Raw genomic sequence first — 14,747 nt, forward strand, 5'->3', positions numbered from 1 at the left:
GAGCTTCAATTCTTCATGATCTCGTGGCCGAGAGCCTCACGTCAGGACGGTGTGGTGCACTCGGACTGTTGAATCGGCAGGCTATTTCGGCGGCGATTCTCGGCGCGGCATCCAAAGGTCGATAGCGCCACTGCTCCCGCGGATCGATATCTGGCGTGAGGGGCCGAGTCGCGCCATGCGCCTGAAGGCTTTCATGAAATTTCGCAATACGCCCCAAGCCGGCGGAGGATTCAAAGACGTAGACCGGCCTCCCGGTGACACAGGCTTCGCTGACCATGCTGACGGAATCGCCCGTAACGACGGTAAAATCGGCCTGCGCCAGGAATGTCCAATAGGGGTTGGGGCCACGTCCGTTCCAGATGATCCGCGGGGCGTCGCGTGTTGCGGTGATCGCAGTGCGTAACAGCGCTGCAGTCGTTCGCCGCGAGGGCGTGATGAGGAAGCTGGCTCCAGCATCTGCGAGTTTGCGCAGGGACGCACCGAACCGTTGCAGCGTTTGGGTGTCATAGCGATAGTAACGATCTGGGCCGCCGATGAGCACGGCGACCAAGGGACGGGGAAGCGCGCAGATTTCCGGTGTGCGAACGTTCCTCAGGGCGGCAAGGGCATGGGGTCGCATCACATGCGGCGTCGTCAAGGTGGAGATGATGTTGGCCCCGGCGTGACCTTCGTGAGCGGGACACCAGATCAAATCTGCAAGGTCGGATTGCGTGACATGGTGCTGCAAGGCGACCGTGAATGTTGCCCCTTCAGAGACACGTCGCAGCGCCTGAAGGTAGGGCATCGTTCGATTGCCCGCAGCGATGGCGATATCGGGCCACGGCGGAGTAAGCGGTCGCTCGCCAGAGTCCCTCGGATCAAGAATGCTTCGCGCGGGCAGAATGCTCCAGGTCGCTCGATTCGCAATTTGCTTGTGCTCGAACGTCAGTCCGATTGCACTGGCGACCCCGCTCGCAGCGGCCACGGTGCCCATCCTGCCATCAGTGACAATCCACCCGCTGCGCTCGCGTATTGATTGAGCGCGAGGCCAGGAAGCTGCCGTATCGAGCATCGCGGGCATTTCGAGCGCCCTCACCGTGGTTGCTCGGGAATTATGGGTCGCACGCGGTGTGCCCACCTTAACCGCGGTTAAACAGTCATCGCAAATGTGGCAATTGGCTCCGTTGCATATTTGCGGAAGATCAATTCGACTTACAGATGAAGCGTCAGAGTGGGGCTGCTTAGAGCCCGCGGGAGGGCGCACAAGATGAACGCCATCGACAACGAGATCATTGCGGCTACGCCGCTGTTTCGAGGACTATCGTCTGAGATGTCGGAAACGCTGGTCGGCAGAGCGATACCGCGCGTCTATGAAAAGGGGGCGATGCTTTTCCATCAGGGAGAGCCGGCGTCGGCTTTCTTCATCATCCTCGACGGATGGGTAAAGCTCTATCGCACGACCGCTGACGGACTCGAGGTCGTGCTGCACGTATTCAAGCGAGGGGAGGCCTTTGCCGAGGCCGCGATGTTCCTCGGCGGCCGTTACCCGGCCAGTGCGGAGACTGTTGCGCCTTCACGCCTGCTGAAGATTGACGGCGAGGCATTTCGCTTGCGAATCCGCGATCGGCCAGAACTCGCGATGTCGATGCTCGCATCGGCATCCTACCAGTTGAAGATGCTGGTGGAGCAGATCGAACAGATCAAGGTCAGGTCGGCACCGCAGCGGATTGCCGACTTCCTGATCAGGATTGCGCCCACTCGGGAAGGGGCGGCCGTCGTTGAGCTGCCTTTTGAGAAAAGTCTACTAGCTAATCGCCTGGGCATGAAGCCCGAGAGCTTCTCGCGTGCCCTGGGCCATCTGCGTTCGTACGGCGTCACCGTCGATCGCGAGGTCGTCCGAATCGATGATGTGGGACGGCTTTTAACACTGGTGGAATACGCCGAGGACGACGAGTCCTAGCTGCTTAGGTCTCTGATCAAAACGGTGTGAACGTCGGTGATCGCGTTGGAGCCGTGCGGGCTCCGCGCAGCGCGTGGGGCAAACGAGCGCGCGGAGCCGGCCGGCTTTCTGTCGATCACGACAGCGAGAGCCGCAAGTGTTATGCGCGCCGACGCCGGCAATCCCCCTTAACAAAAGTCAACCGAGCGATGTCTCACGACCGCGATAGTCCGTGACCGCTGGTGCATGCCCGCACCGCGAAACAATAGGAGGAAAGTCCATGAGGTATCTAGAGCCCGCAACGTACGGCGGCGCAGCCACCAAGAAGTGGGTTGAGCCCGCGTATTGCGATGTGCGCCTTGGCTTCGAGGTGACGGCCTACGTCTACGTTCGCTGATGCCATGAGACGGGGCCCGGAGGCCCTGCTCGGGGAGGAGCACATGGAGACTGACAGGCGGCTGCGGCCCGAGGACGTGGTCGAACTCAATCCGAACTTCCACCTTCGCTGGGAAGAACCGCAGCAAGCCCATGTGCTCCTCTACCCGGAAGGTATTGTGAAGCTCAACGAGACTGCGGCTACGATCATCGAGCGGTGCACGGACGGACGATCAATCGCGGCCATCGCGGCGGAGCTTTCTTATGTGTTCGCCGGCGCCAATCTCGGCAAAGATGTCCTGAAATTCCTGGAGGTGGCCCATGCCAAAGGCTGGGTCCGGGTTAAGTCTTGACGGCCTTGGCATGCCGTTGTGGCTGGTACTCGAGCTAACTTACAAGTGTCCCCTGAAATGTCCCTGGTGCAGTAATCCAGTCGATTTCGATCGTTATCGCAACGAGCTAACCACAGAGGAGTGGAAGGACGTGTTGCGGCAGGGTCGGAAGCTGGGATCGCTACAGCTCGGTTTCACAGGTGGCGAGCCGATGCTGCGGAACGACCTGGAGGAACTCGTCGAAGAGGCGGATCGGCTTGGCTACTATACCAACCTGATTACTTCGGGTGTCGGCCTCAATACGAAACGTTTGCGCGACCTCAAGAAGGCAGGACTGAAGCAGGTCCAGCTCAGCATCCAGGCTTGCGACCAGGAACTCAACGAGAAGCTGGTCGGCGTCGACGTGTTTGCGCACAAGGTGGAGATTGCGCGGGCAATAAAGGCCGAGGGGCTGCCCATGGTGCTCAACGTGCCCGTCAGCCGGTACAATATCGACCAGACCGAGCATCTTATAGATCTCGCTGCGGAGCTCGGCGTGGAGTACCTCGAGTTCGCAAACCTTCAGTACTACAACTGGGCCTTGCTCAATCGTGCCGAGCTACTGCCGACGCGTGAGCAGCTTGCTAGGTCGGAGGCAGCAGTGAAGGCCGCACGCGAGCGCCTCGGAAAGCGGCTTACGATCTTCTTCGTCGTCCCCGACTATTATGACAATCGGCCGAAGGCCTGCATGAACGGATGGGGGGCGATCCACCTAACGATCGCGCCGGACGGGACCGCGCTGCCGTGCCAGGAAGCAAGGCTCATCAAAAGTATCGAGTTTGCGAGTGTGCGCGAGCACTCGTTGGAGTGGATATGGAACCAGTCGCCGAGTTTCAACGCGTTCCGGGGCGACGGATGGATGAAGGAGCCGTGCCGAAGTTGCAATGAGAAGGAAAAGGATTTCGGTGGCTGCCGGTGCCAGGCCTACCTTTTCACTGGCGACGCGACCAATACCGATCCGGTTTGTTCCAAGTCTCCGCACCGCGACGTCATCGACGGGCTGATCAGCTGTACGCAGAAGCGCGGTGAACCACAGCACCAGAATCTCGTCATGCGCCGACGCGGAATTGCGCCGCCGGCTGATGCGACGTGAGTGGCGCCGACGCCTATCGCCGCGGGTTGGAGAACATCAATGGACCTGACGCTTCTCGATCCGGCGGCACGCCTGCTGCACATCGCCGGGGCGATCATCTGGGTGGGCCACAACTGGGTCAACGTGGTGCAGACGCCCGTGTATCGCGGTGTCTTGCCGGGCGATCCACCTGAAGCCGTACGCAGTGTCTTCATAGGCGCTTCTAAGCGGGAGCACGGGATCTTCAGACATGCGTCGCTCGTCGTGTGGGCAACAGGCGTCTTTCTATTGTGGAGGCGCGGGGATCTTTTGGAAGCGGCGACGCTTTCGGGGCCATCGGCCGTCATCGGCCTCGGTGCGTGGATAGGTACGCTGATGGTGCTCAACCTATGGCTCATCCTGTGGCCGCATCAGAAAAAGGTTCTTGGCTTCGTCGAGGCGCCGACAGCAGAGCGGTTGCGGTGCTCGCGCATTACTTTCCTGTCGTCGCGATTCAACACGGTTTTGTCGGTCGCGACCTTGACGCTGATGGTGTTGGGCGCACATGGCGGCTGGAGCCCCTGAAGCGAGGCGGAAATGAAGCGCTTCAGCTTTGCAGCCGGACCTTGTCCAATCCCGCCGGAGGTGAAGAAACAAGTTGCGGAGGACGTGCGCGAGTGGAAAGGCTGCGGTGTCTCCGCGCTCGAGCTTCCATTCACCGGCGACGAATTCGCAGAGATACTCGAATCAGCTGAAAGCGATTTGCGTTCGCTGATCGAGATTCCGCGGTCGCACAAAATCCTGTTCCTCCAGGGAGGCGCCACCGCTCAGTTCGCCTTGGTGCCGATGAACCTCGCCCGCGTGGGATGGCACTGCGACTATGTCGAGAGCGGTTACTGGTCCCGCAGAGCGATCGAGGAGGCGGCTTCCTGGTGGGATGTACGCGTCATTGCCAGCGGAGCAGCGGGTCGCGTGCCCAATTTTGATGAGTGGCGGCGGAACTCTGACGCGGCCTATTGCCATTTCACCAGCAATGAATCGGCGGACGGCCTTCAGTTCCACGAATTCCCCCAAGGAGGGAAGGCGCCTCTCGTTGTCGACATGACGGGTGATTTTCTAACCCGTCCCATTCCAGTCGAACAGTTGGGGCTGGTCTATGCCAGTGCGCTGAAGTCCCTCGGTGCCTCGGGCTTGACGATTGTCATCGTGCGTGCGGACCTTCTGGTTCGCGGATCTAGCGGCGGAATCCCGGCGCCATTCGACCTTGCACGACAGACTGCGGCCAGATCAAAGGTCAACACTCCACCTATGTTGGCCATCCTGGTGGCCGCGCGCATGCTTCGCTGGCTCGTCGAGGGGGGAGGAATCTCGACGGCCTTCTTGCGCAGCCAGGAGAGGAGCGCCAACCTCTACAGCATCATCGATGGTAGCGGCTTTTACCGTTGCGATGCAGCGCCCGACGCTCGGTCGCGGGTGAACGTCTGCTTTCGGTTGCCCGACCCAGAGCTTGAAGAGTCGTTCGCGCACGAGGCTGAGGCTCTTGGTCTCCTCCATCTTCGGGGGCATAAGCGCGTCGGCGGGCTGCGAGCATCTTTCTATAACTCCACTGCGGACGAAGCGGTTGATGGGCTGTTGGAGTTCATGACGAACTTTATGAGACGCAACGGATGAACGATCCCGGGGCCAAATTCGTGGCGGAGTCGGCCGGGCTCCCGGACGTGCTCACCGCCGTCGACATACCCGTGGTGCTTCCGTCGCAGGCTATGGGACTGCATTTCAGAAATCCTCTGGGGCTTGCTGCAGGGTTCGATCGCACGGGAAGGCGACTCTCGGACCTGGCGGCACTCGGATTTGGACATATCGAAGTCGGCACCGTCACGCGTTGCAGTGCCTATCGGTCTCTTCTGCGAGCCTCGCTCTTAGACGTATGCGTGGGCGTGAACATAGGCAGCGGGAGGCAGGGTGTCGGGCGCCACGTGGTCGACGACTACGTCGCGACATTCTCCAAGGTGTGGCCGCGAGCCGACTACATAGTCGCCAACCTTAGCTCTCCCTTCACATTGCGCGACGGGAATACTGCTGGAATTGAATTGCTGCTGGAGCAAATCGCGTTCCGCTGGCACAGCCTTTCGCGTTCGACCGGGCGTCACGTTCCGCTGCTCGTCAAAGTCCCCTACGGTGCTGATGAGGGCCTCCCCGTGGCGCTCACTTTGGCCCGCGATCTGAAGCTTTCAGGAGTTATCCTGGTCTCGGATTCGCTGTCTCAGATTACAGCAGCTCGAAAGTACTTAGGCGGAGGAACCGTGATCGCGGTCGGGGGCATTGTGTCCGCCGCGGACGTCAGAGACCGGATGTCGGCTGGGGCGTCGCTAGTACAGATCTATACGACGTTCGTCCGAGACGGACCCCGCGTTGCGAGACAGATCCTCGGCGATCTTGAGAGAATGCGCTAGCGCGCCGGTGTCGTGGCCTGCTCCGATGACTGCAACCGGCGTTTCTCACGCGATCACGAAACGCGCGCCGATGTCGCCGTGGACGAAGCCGTTGGAGAGGTCAGCGCCGGGGCACAGGCTCCTGACCTGCGAGATTGCGGCGCCGGCGTCGATACTGCCATCGAGAACCTGCCTGAAAAGGTGAGCGATGGCGATCATGTCGAAAGTGTGCGGCGAAAGTCGGAGCGCGGAAACCCCTAGTTCGGCCAGCTGAACCGCCTCCTCGATCAGGCAACAGTAGGTGTGCGAAAGTGTCTGGACTCCATTTACTGCGAGAAATTTCTGCTCGTCGAGCGTCGTAACCTCAAGGCCGTCCGGGTCCTGATCGCAGGCGAATTGGCACGAGTCTTTGCTGCGCCCATTGAGGCGCGCATGATAGCAGCGTGCCGATATGGCAAGCGGCGAGCGGCCAAACCCCCAGACTTCGATGGCAGCCGTTGTCATTGCGCCGGCGATGGCGGCAATCGATTGTTTGGGCAGCTCAGGTGGCAGGCAGATGCGTGTGGCGCCGCGCGAGGCTAGGAACTGCGCGGTATGCTCGTTGTAGACATTCACCAGGGGACCGATGGCGTGCGGGGTCGGGGCGAGCAAGCGCAACATCGAGACATCGTTGGCTTCGACCAGGTACGGCGCGGCGCGAAGCTGTCCGTCGGAACGCAACTCGCGCTCCAAGGTCGGCAGTGCGAGGGAGCTCAGCAGTACGGTTTTCCCGCCCCGCTCCAGGCGCTCGATGACGTCGGCGACCTGCTCTCCAAGAAGAGGCTGACGGCGCGAGCATACGACCTCGCCGACGCTGACGTGGTCGACCGGCGCCTCGTCCGCAATGCGATAGTAGAAATCGCGCCACTGTTCTGCGGGCCAGTTGAAGAGTACAGGGCCAAGTGTCAGGGTGGTTCGTGCGGGGTTCATAGGCATGCACCGGCTAACGCCAAGTCTTGAGGTATCCGCCGCAGGTCGCGCTCTGGCCCTCGGTAAGACCGCCAAGAGTATTGGAGGGCTCGGGCTCGCCGCGTGCGAGCGCGTCGAGCGTTTGGCGGAAGGCCTGGACGACGGCGCCGACATACGCGCGCCCGCGCTGTCGGCCCTCGATCTTCAGCGCCTTCACGCCGGCATCGAGCAGCGCGGGCAGAAGCGGCCGCGCATCGAGGCTGACCGGATCCTCGAAGATGTGACCTGTGCCGAACCTGGTCTTGAAGCGTCCCTTGCAGAGTGTCGGATAGCCCACTGACTGCCCAGCCGGCACGCGGTTGATGGTGAAATCGCCGAGACGCGAGACGAGCGTGCCGTCGTCTTCCAGGTAGCTGACGTGGCTTGCGGGGGAGCAGACGCCATCCATGTTGGGCGACTTCCCGCTCGCGTAGGAAGAGAGGGAGCATCGTCCCTCCTCCATCACGCACAAGCCGCCGAACACGAACACTTCGGTCTCGCAAGGCGCGGCGCTCGTCATGCGGGCGATCTCTGGCACACTCAACACCCGTGGAAGCACCACGCGTTTGACGGCGAACGCCTCCACATAAAAGGCAATCGCCTCGGTGTTGGCGGCGCCAGCCTGGACAGAGAGATGCAGCCGAAGCGTGGGGTGCTTCTTCGCAGCGTATGCCAGGAGCCCTAGGTCTGCGAGAATGACGGCATCGACGCCAAGAGCGGCGGCGTCGTCGACAGCACGCATCCATGGGCCGGAATCACCGGCGCGAGGAAAGGTATTGATGGCGAGGAGGACTTTGACACCACTGCGGTGAGCAAATGGGACAGCTTGGCGCAGCTCGTCGCGGCTGAAGTTAAGGCCCGGGAAATTGCGCGCGTTGGTTTCATCGCGAAAGCCGCAGTAGACGGCGTCTGCGCCGGCTTCGACGGCGGCGCGGAGAGCGGCCGGTGTTCCTGCCGGGCAGACGAGGTCCAAAGACCGGGCGGATGAGCTCACGGTGCTACCTCGTCATCTGCCTGCGCGACCAAGTCCCCGACAGTGATTCAAGCTGTCTCTTGGCGGCGCCGAGGATAGCGGCCGCGAGCGGGCCGAAGCACGCTGAGAACTCCTTGTGGAGATTGATCTGCGCATCGTCGACGGCGTTGCGCAGAGCCAATATCGCGCCAACGTCGCCGTCGATGGAGATGTCGCGAGAGAAGAAGAGTGCATCTCCGTCATAAGACCCGTCGAGAAGCCCCAATAGCGCAAGGAGCGGTCCGCGTATTGCGGCGACAAAGCCGTCTTGCGCAAGCCGCCGTTCGACGCGCAATGCGATGCTGTTCTGGCTGGTCTCAATGAGAACCGCAAACGGTGCATCCGTTGGCTCGATGCCGATGCTGCGCCCGTGGTATGCCTCGAGCCGCTCGTGCAACTCCGGGTGCCGGGCCGTGATGCTTGCTGCGAGCCCCACAAGAACGAGACGAAGTGGGAGGAGGGGCAGAGGGCGCAGTACCCAGCTGGCAACCGCTGGCAGTCTGTGCGGTGAGGTCTGTGCGTGATCGATCATGCGGGAGGTCTAGGACAAGGTGCATGCGGCGGCCTAACCGAAATCAAGACAGTCGACGAATGGATGGCGATAGTCGCGCTGCAACCATAGGGGACCGTGATGCGCGACCTGCCGCGATTTCGCGACCTACGCGCGTTTCTGAGCTATCTCGATTTGAACCACCAGCTGGCGGACGTGCGCGCGCAGGTTTCCACCGTGCACGAGATGACCGAAATCCACCGGCGGGTGTTGGAGGCAGGTGGGGCCGCGCTTCGGTTCGATCAGGCTTTGCGCGCTGACGGATGCGTGTCGGATATTCCAGTCGTGGTCAATCTGTTCGGCACCATTTCGCGCGTGGCCTGGGGGCTCGGAGTGGAAAGGGACAATATCCCGGCGCTGGGCGAAAGCCTCGCTGCACTACGTGACGCGAAGCCGATCAACGGGTTCGGCGGAGCGCTCCGTCGCTGGCCGCTTCTCAAGGCGGCTTACGCCACGCTGCCTGTAAGCGTCACGCATCCACCGGTGCAGCAACGTGTGCACAAGGGAGGAGATATCGATCTTGGACAGCTGCCGATCCAAACGTGTTGGCCGGGCGAGCCGGCGCCGTTGATCACGTGGCCCCTCGTCATCACCAAGCCTCCTGGTGATGGGGCAGATCACGCTCTCAATATGGGCGTCTACCGCATGCAGGTGCTCGATAGTGACCGCGCCATCGTACGCTGGCTGCCGCATCGCGGGGGCGCGGCCCACCATCGGCTCTGGGCTACAGCAGGACAAGATATGCCCATTGCCGTCGTCGTCGGCGCTGATCCAGCGACGATGCTGTCGGCAGTACTTCCCCTTCCAGATGGCATGTCGGAACTCGGCTTCTCCGGGATACTACGCGGAGAGCGGCCGCGGCTGGCGCGTTGTCTCACGGTCCCGCTCATGGTTCCAGCCGACGCGGAGATCGTGATCGAAGGACTGGTCTCCGCGAGAGAGACTGCCCCCGAGGGCCCCTACGGCGATCATACGGGCTACTACAACTCTGTCGCGGAGTTTCCAGTGATGCGTATCACCGCCATTACGACACGCGAAGCGCCGATTTACGTGTCGACCTTCACGGGCAGACCTCCCGACGAGCCATCGATTATAGGCGAAGTGCTCAACGAGCTGTTCGTACCGATCCTGCAACGGCAGTTGCCAGAGGTCGTCGACTGCTGGTTCCCTCCCGATGCCTGTTCGTATCGAATCGCCGTCGTCTCGATTCGCAAGCGCTACGCGGGACAGGCACGCCGCGTCATGATGGGGCTCTGGGGAATGCTGCCGCAGTTCTCCTATACGAAGCTCATCATTGTTGTCGATGAGGACATAAATGTGCGTGACTGGAGTGATGTCTCGTGGGCGCTCGCAACGCGCATGGACCCCTCGCGCGACGCGATGCTCACTCAAAACACGCCGATCGACTATCTCGATTTCGCTTCGCCTGGCGAAGGGGTCGGCGGCAAGCTTGGTCTCGATGCCACGAACAAGATTGGCGCCGAGACGGGGCGAGAGTGGGGGCGAAAACTGTCGATGACCTCTGACGTAGGTCAGCGCATCGATGCGCTGTGGCCTCGGCTCGGACTTCGCGCCGGTGGTATCAAGGGAGGCGCGTACGCGAGATGACCGGCTATCGCGTCGTTCTAGGCATTAGTGGGGCCTCAGGGGCAGGGATTGCGGTGCGCGTTGCCGAGCTGCTGCGGACACTGGGCAATGCAGAGGTGCACCTCGTGGTCTCACCGGCAGGCGAGCAGACACTTGCGCACGAGGTAGGAAGCGACGCGCTGCAGCGCCTCGAAGAGAGCGTGGCCTGCCGGCATGACGTGCGCGACATTGGCGCGCCCATCGCAAGCGGCTCCTTCGCTACCGCCGGCATGATCGTTGCGCCGTGCTCGATGCGGAGCTTGTCCTGCATCGCCACCGGCATCGGGGACAACCTCTTGACGCGCGCGGCGGATGTCCACCTCAAGGAACGGCGGCGCTTGGTGCTCGTCGCGCGCGAGAGCCCGCTGCATCTTGGGCACCTTCGCTCGATGATCGCTGCTACCGAATGTGGGGCGATCGTCGCTCCCGCGATCCCGAGCTTCTATCTTGCTCCGCACTCGGCGACAGACATTATCGACCAGATTGCTCGCCGCACCATCGATGTGCTCGGACTTGAGGCGCCGCGGTTGTCATCGCCATGGGCGGGTTTGAAACGCATTAGCGGCCGGAGATGCGACTGATGGTATGGAAGATGAGATTCATTGGCTCGGCCGTCTTTATTGGATTGCTCCTCCCGATTTTCGCCGTGCTCTGCCCGGTCTCGACTGTTTCAGCGGCGGAAATCGGAGACGCATGCTGCGCGGACTTGGAGAGCCGCATCGCCGAGCTCGAATCGACAACGGCGAGAAAGGGCAATCGCGCAGTCAGCCTCTCCGTCACGGGATACGTCACCAAGCAGGTCATGTATTGGGACGACGGAGTGGAGCAGGACGCCTATATCACCGACATGGGGCCGACACAGGCTACGAACTTCCGCTTCATGGGCAGCGCGAAGATCGCGCAAGGATGGTCAGCAGGCTACCTGATGCGCATCCAGGACCTGTCGAGCAATCCAATGGCCCTCGATCAGTCAACCGCGGTGTCGGGGCCCGGACTTAATGTGCAGATGAACTACTGGTATCTCGCCAGCGATGAGCTAGGGAAGCTTGCAGTGGGTAGGAACGCGCTCGCATCGAAGAGCGCGGCGATGTTCACCGATCTATCCGGCACGCAGGTCATCGCCAACTATGTACTCTTCGACGGCAATGCCTTTTTCCTCCGGCAGGGCGGCGAGCTCCTGAAGCTGCGCTGGGGCGACTTCGGCTACTGCTATTCGCAGCAACGGCCGTGGGGCGGCGACTGTGATGGCATCGTCATGAACGGCGTACGCTATGACAGTCCGACCGTTGCCGGGTTCTCCGTGGCAGCGAGCTATGGCGAGGATGACGACTGGGAAGTGGCCGGCCGCTACTTGGGTGAAGTTGGCGGCTTCAAGGTCTCGCTGGGCGTCGGCTACTCGGTCAACACGGATGAGAACACGCAACCCCCGCCTATATCGCTGCACAAGGATTCAAGCTTCTTCCAGGCCGGCGGCTATCTCCAGCATCTGGCGACGGGCCTGTTCTTGCATGCCATATACGGCACCGAGGACAATCATGGCGCTGACACGCTGGCCGGCTTCACCGAGCCCGATACCCACCAGTGGTACGTAAAGAGTGGTATTAGGTGCCAATGGCTTCCGTTGGGTCATACGGTCCTCTACGGAGAATACGCGCAGTACGAGGACCAACTTTCGCCGGCCGCCCTCAAGGCCGGAGCCACCGATAGCGAGTTCTCGCGCTGGGGTTTTGGCGCCGTGCAGGAGATCGATGCGGCGTCGATGTCGATGTGGGTTCGATACCGCCAGCAGGAGGTCGACATCACGGGTGGCGGTCTCGGGGGCATCGATCCCTTCCGCTACGTCAGTGTCGGCTCGCTCATTAACTTTTGAGCGACGTCGACGCGAGACGCCCATTGGCACCTCCGATTAGACCGCGTGTCGCAGCCTCGCTTAACCGAAGGCAAGTCGGCCGGTCGGCAAACACGTTCCTAATTCCTTTCTCGGATCGGATCCTCGCGCGAGCGGGTTCTCCTGTTTCCGCCATAAGCGGCGTCGAGAAGTGCCATGCGGAGAACCACGATGAGAATTGCTGCGATTCTCTATGACGGAACGCAGAGCCGCAGCGTCGATACGTTGATCGCAGAGGTTGCAACCAAGCTGCGAGAGAAAGGCCTGACCCTTGCGGGTGCGATACAGTCTAACCCCACTGTCGAGAACAGAAACCGCTGCGACATCGTCCTCGAGGATCTGGCCACGCGCCGAGTGATCAAGGCTTCCCAGGACAGGGGCTTGCTTGCGAGCGGCTGTCGGCTCGATTCCAGTGCCCTGGAGGAAAGCGTCGGCTTGGCGGCATCCTCGATCAGCCCCGCGACCGATCTCGTTATCGTGAATCGCTTCGGGAAGCAGGAAGCCGAGGGGCGTGGCTTTCGGGCGCTGATCGAACAAGCGGTGCTGCTTGATGTCCCGGCTGTCGTCGGGCTCAACCGGGCACATGTAGAATCCTGGCGCGAGTTCGTGGGTGAGGACTTACAACTGCTGCCAATGCAGCTTGATGTCGTGGTGCAGTGGTGCATGACGCAGATATCGGTTTGCCATTAGTGCGTCGCTGCGCTGCGAGGTCGGCTGGCATGGCCGCTTGAAGGAGATGCCAAATGCGCGCTCGTTCGACGAACCAGCCCGGCGACCTTCTAAATAGGCTGCGGCGCATTCTTTCGTCGCTTCACCTCGATTGTGAATGTCGCGAGACGCTGGACGGCGCTCTCGACCGCTTCTCAAATTTCGAATCCCGACGCGAATTGAGGGACGCATTGGCGCAGGGACGTCGACAAAGAGACTGGATCTATGCGCAATTGGGGTTTCTTGCCGATTTAGACGACATCACCGAATTCGAGGCGGACGAGAGCGTATTTGAGGAAATGGCGATGCTGTTCGACGAGGTCGGCGCGGCTGCAAGAGGCGCAGCAAAATCAATTCGCCAAGCGGCGACGGCAAAAGCGGAAGATGCCTAGATGCAGCCGATTGCGCAGCATGGCATGGTAATATCGTCTAAGAAGAAATGATGGAGCCGCGCCTTTCATTCTATAGGCGAAAACCCGCCAATTTGACGCATCTGCGCAATTGGCTTATTTGCTTCACAGCAAAGAGCGTGCGACCAACTCTCCTATAATCAAAAAAATAAGACGGGTGTGGCTCGTCATATTGCGGAGGAGATTGGCCAATGGCTGAACGGACCAAGATGGCGCGTCGCCCAAATTTGGGCAGCGTTGCCGCCGGAGCGGTTGCGATGGTCCTGGTTGGCGTGACGTCACTTCATGCCGAGCACGCAGCGGTACCCGGAAAGCTTCCGGACGCCAGCGCGTTGGAGCGCGTAAAAGTCGAGCTGGTGAAGCCGCCGCTCGTTCACGCTCATTCACAGAAGGCCGCCGGTGCGCCGAAGATCGTCGAGTTCACGATGGCGATCGAGGAGAAGAAGATCATCATCGATGACAAGGGCACGGAAGTAAATGCCATGACATTCAACGGCTCAGTGCCAGGGCCGTTGATGGTCGTACATCAGGACGACTACGTCGAGCTGACGCTGATTAATCCGGCTACCAACACAATGCCGCACAACATTGATTTCCATGCGGCGACCGGCGCATTGGGAGGTGCTGGTCTCACGCTCATCAATCCCGGTGAGAGGACAGTGCTGCGCTTCAAGGCGACCAAGGCCGGTGTGTTCGTCTACCATTGCGCGCCTCCTGGAATGGTTCCGTGGCACGTGACGGCAGGGATGAACGGCGCCATCATGGTGTTGCCGCGCGAAGGGCTGACCGACGGCAAGGGCAAGGAGCTTCCCTACGATCGCGTCTACTACGTGGGGGAGCAAGACTTCTACATTCCGCGGGACGAGAAGGGCGACTTCAAGAAGTATGAATCAGCGGCGGATGCGTATGAGGACACGCTCGCAGTAATGCGCACGCTGACGCCAACACACGTCGTGTTCAATGGGGCGGTGGGCGCGCTTACCGGCAATAATGCGCTGAAGGCGTCTGTTGGCGAGAAGGTCCTTGTCGTTCACTCGCAGGCAAACCGCGACACGCGTCCGCACCTGATCGGCGGTCACGGTGACTATGTGTGGCCGACTGGAAAGTTCCGCACGCCGCCGGACGTTGATCAGGAGACGTGGTTCATCCCCGGCGGCACGGCAGGCGCGGCCTACTACACCTTCGCACAACCGGGTATCTACGCGTACGTCAATCACAATCTGATCGAAGCGTTTGAACTCGGAGCGGCAGCGCATTTCACCGTGACCGGCGACTGGGACAACGACCTGATGACGTCGGTGGTTCCTCCGGGCGGAAGCTAGGGGCCATCAAGGGGCGCGCTGCTGTGGCGAAACCGTAGCGCGCTCTTTCGACCGCGCCGCTCCCACGGGCGGCTGCACTCAAGGTTGCCATTATATC

General features: G+C 61.2%; 17 protein-coding genes. 13 read left to right on the forward strand and 4 right to left on the reverse strand.

Annotated elements, in window-relative coordinates:
* Nucleotides 1-13: 13 nt before the first annotated feature.
* Nucleotides 14-973 (reverse strand): mitochondrial fission ELM1 family protein, encoded by a 960-nt coding sequence (locus tag ACP15D_RS18275; RefSeq protein ID WP_424958843.1) that lies wholly within the window; start codon nucleotides 971-973, stop codon nucleotides 14-16.
* Between the two features lie 273 nt (nucleotides 974-1,246).
* Here ACP15D_RS18275 and ACP15D_RS18280 point away from each other — a divergent pair, with 273 nt between their 5' ends.
* From ACP15D_RS18280 to ACP15D_RS18310, 7 genes are all read left to right on the forward strand, one after another.
* Nucleotides 1,247-1,939, forward strand: coding sequence for a Crp/Fnr family transcriptional regulator (locus tag ACP15D_RS18280; protein WP_424958844.1), 693 nt, complete (start codon nucleotides 1,247-1,249; stop codon nucleotides 1,937-1,939).
* Nucleotides 1,940-2,198: 259 nt separating this feature from the next.
* The gene (gene pqqA / locus ACP15D_RS18285) at nucleotides 2,199-2,315 is read left to right on the forward strand and encodes a pyrroloquinoline quinone precursor peptide PqqA (protein ID WP_424958845.1); all 117 of its coding nucleotides are present in this window, start codon (nucleotides 2,199-2,201) and stop codon (nucleotides 2,313-2,315) included.
* A gap of 43 nt (nucleotides 2,316-2,358) precedes the next feature.
* Nucleotides 2,359-2,646 (forward strand): pyrroloquinoline quinone biosynthesis peptide chaperone PqqD, encoded by a 288-nt coding sequence (pqqD, locus tag ACP15D_RS18290; protein ID WP_424958846.1) that lies wholly within the window; start codon nucleotides 2,359-2,361, stop codon nucleotides 2,644-2,646.
* A 10-nt stretch (nucleotides 2,647-2,656) separates the two neighbouring features.
* On the forward strand, nucleotides 2,657-3,757 hold the full coding sequence (pqqE, locus tag ACP15D_RS18295; RefSeq protein WP_424959272.1) for a pyrroloquinoline quinone biosynthesis protein PqqE: 1,101 nt from the start codon (nucleotides 2,657-2,659) through the stop codon (nucleotides 3,755-3,757).
* Between the two features lie 39 nt (nucleotides 3,758-3,796).
* Nucleotides 3,797-4,300: a urate hydroxylase PuuD gene (locus tag ACP15D_RS18300; protein WP_424958847.1), complete on the forward strand. Its 504-nt coding sequence runs from the start codon at nucleotides 3,797-3,799 to the stop codon at nucleotides 4,298-4,300.
* A 12-nt stretch (nucleotides 4,301-4,312) separates the two neighbouring features.
* Complete coding sequence (serC, locus tag ACP15D_RS18305; RefSeq protein ID WP_424958848.1) at nucleotides 4,313-5,386, forward strand: 3-phosphoserine/phosphohydroxythreonine transaminase; 1,074 nt, start codon at nucleotides 4,313-4,315, stop codon at nucleotides 5,384-5,386.
* Entirely contained in the window at nucleotides 5,383-6,168 is a 786-nt protein-coding gene (locus tag ACP15D_RS18310) for a dihydroorotate oxidase (protein WP_424958849.1), read from the forward strand. The genes serC and ACP15D_RS18310 overlap by 4 nt, the downstream gene beginning before the upstream one ends.
* 45 nt (nucleotides 6,169-6,213) lie before the next feature.
* Here the strand turns inward: ACP15D_RS18310 and ubiV are convergent, their stop codons facing one another.
* Genes ubiV through ubiT form a run of 3 tightly spaced genes read right to left on the reverse strand, consistent with a single transcriptional unit; the run spans nucleotide 6,214 to nucleotide 8,678 of the window.
* Nucleotides 6,214-7,116 carry a ubiquinone anaerobic biosynthesis protein UbiV gene (gene ubiV, locus ACP15D_RS18315; RefSeq protein WP_424958850.1) on the reverse strand — a complete coding sequence of 301 codons (903 nt, stop codon included), beginning with the start codon at nucleotides 7,114-7,116 and terminating at the stop codon, nucleotides 6,214-6,216.
* Between the two features lie 13 nt (nucleotides 7,117-7,129).
* Nucleotides 7,130-8,107: a ubiquinone anaerobic biosynthesis protein UbiU gene (gene ubiU, locus ACP15D_RS18320; protein ID WP_424959273.1), complete on the reverse strand. Its 978-nt coding sequence runs from the start codon at nucleotides 8,105-8,107 to the stop codon at nucleotides 7,130-7,132.
* Nucleotides 8,108-8,132: 25 nt separating this feature from the next.
* Nucleotides 8,133-8,678: a ubiquinone anaerobic biosynthesis accessory factor UbiT gene (ubiT, locus tag ACP15D_RS18325; protein WP_424958851.1), complete on the reverse strand. Its 546-nt coding sequence runs from the start codon at nucleotides 8,676-8,678 to the stop codon at nucleotides 8,133-8,135.
* Between the two features lie 99 nt (nucleotides 8,679-8,777).
* On the opposite strand from ubiT, the gene ACP15D_RS18330 reads away from it, so the two are divergent.
* From ACP15D_RS18330 to nirK, 6 genes are all read left to right on the forward strand, one after another.
* On the forward strand, nucleotides 8,778-10,304 hold the full coding sequence (locus ACP15D_RS18330; protein ID WP_424958852.1) for a UbiD family decarboxylase: 1,527 nt from the start codon (nucleotides 8,778-8,780) through the stop codon (nucleotides 10,302-10,304).
* On the forward strand, nucleotides 10,301-10,903 hold the full coding sequence (locus tag ACP15D_RS18335; RefSeq protein WP_424958853.1) for a UbiX family flavin prenyltransferase: 603 nt from the start codon (nucleotides 10,301-10,303) through the stop codon (nucleotides 10,901-10,903). The genes ACP15D_RS18330 and ACP15D_RS18335 overlap by 4 nt, the downstream gene beginning before the upstream one ends.
* A complete protein-coding gene (locus tag ACP15D_RS18340) occupies nucleotides 10,903-12,192 on the forward strand; it encodes a porin (RefSeq protein ID WP_424958854.1) in 1,290 nt (429 codons plus the stop codon). The genes ACP15D_RS18335 and ACP15D_RS18340 overlap by 1 nt, the downstream gene beginning before the upstream one ends.
* A gap of 189 nt (nucleotides 12,193-12,381) precedes the next feature.
* Complete coding sequence (locus tag ACP15D_RS18345) at nucleotides 12,382-12,900, forward strand: DUF2478 domain-containing protein (protein WP_424958855.1); 519 nt, start codon at nucleotides 12,382-12,384, stop codon at nucleotides 12,898-12,900.
* Nucleotides 12,901-12,953: 53 nt separating this feature from the next.
* The gene (locus ACP15D_RS18350; RefSeq protein WP_424958856.1) at nucleotides 12,954-13,310 is read left to right on the forward strand and encodes a hypothetical protein; all 357 of its coding nucleotides are present in this window, start codon (nucleotides 12,954-12,956) and stop codon (nucleotides 13,308-13,310) included.
* A gap of 209 nt (nucleotides 13,311-13,519) precedes the next feature.
* Nucleotides 13,520-14,650, forward strand: coding sequence for a copper-containing nitrite reductase (nirK, locus tag ACP15D_RS18355; RefSeq protein WP_424958857.1), 1,131 nt, complete (start codon nucleotides 13,520-13,522; stop codon nucleotides 14,648-14,650).
* Nucleotides 14,651-14,747 lie beyond the last annotated feature (97 nt).

This window comes from Hyphomicrobium sp. 1Nfss2.1 (assembly GCF_965243865.1).
Classification (GTDB): domain Bacteria; phylum Pseudomonadota; class Alphaproteobacteria; order Rhizobiales; family Hyphomicrobiaceae; genus Hyphomicrobium_A.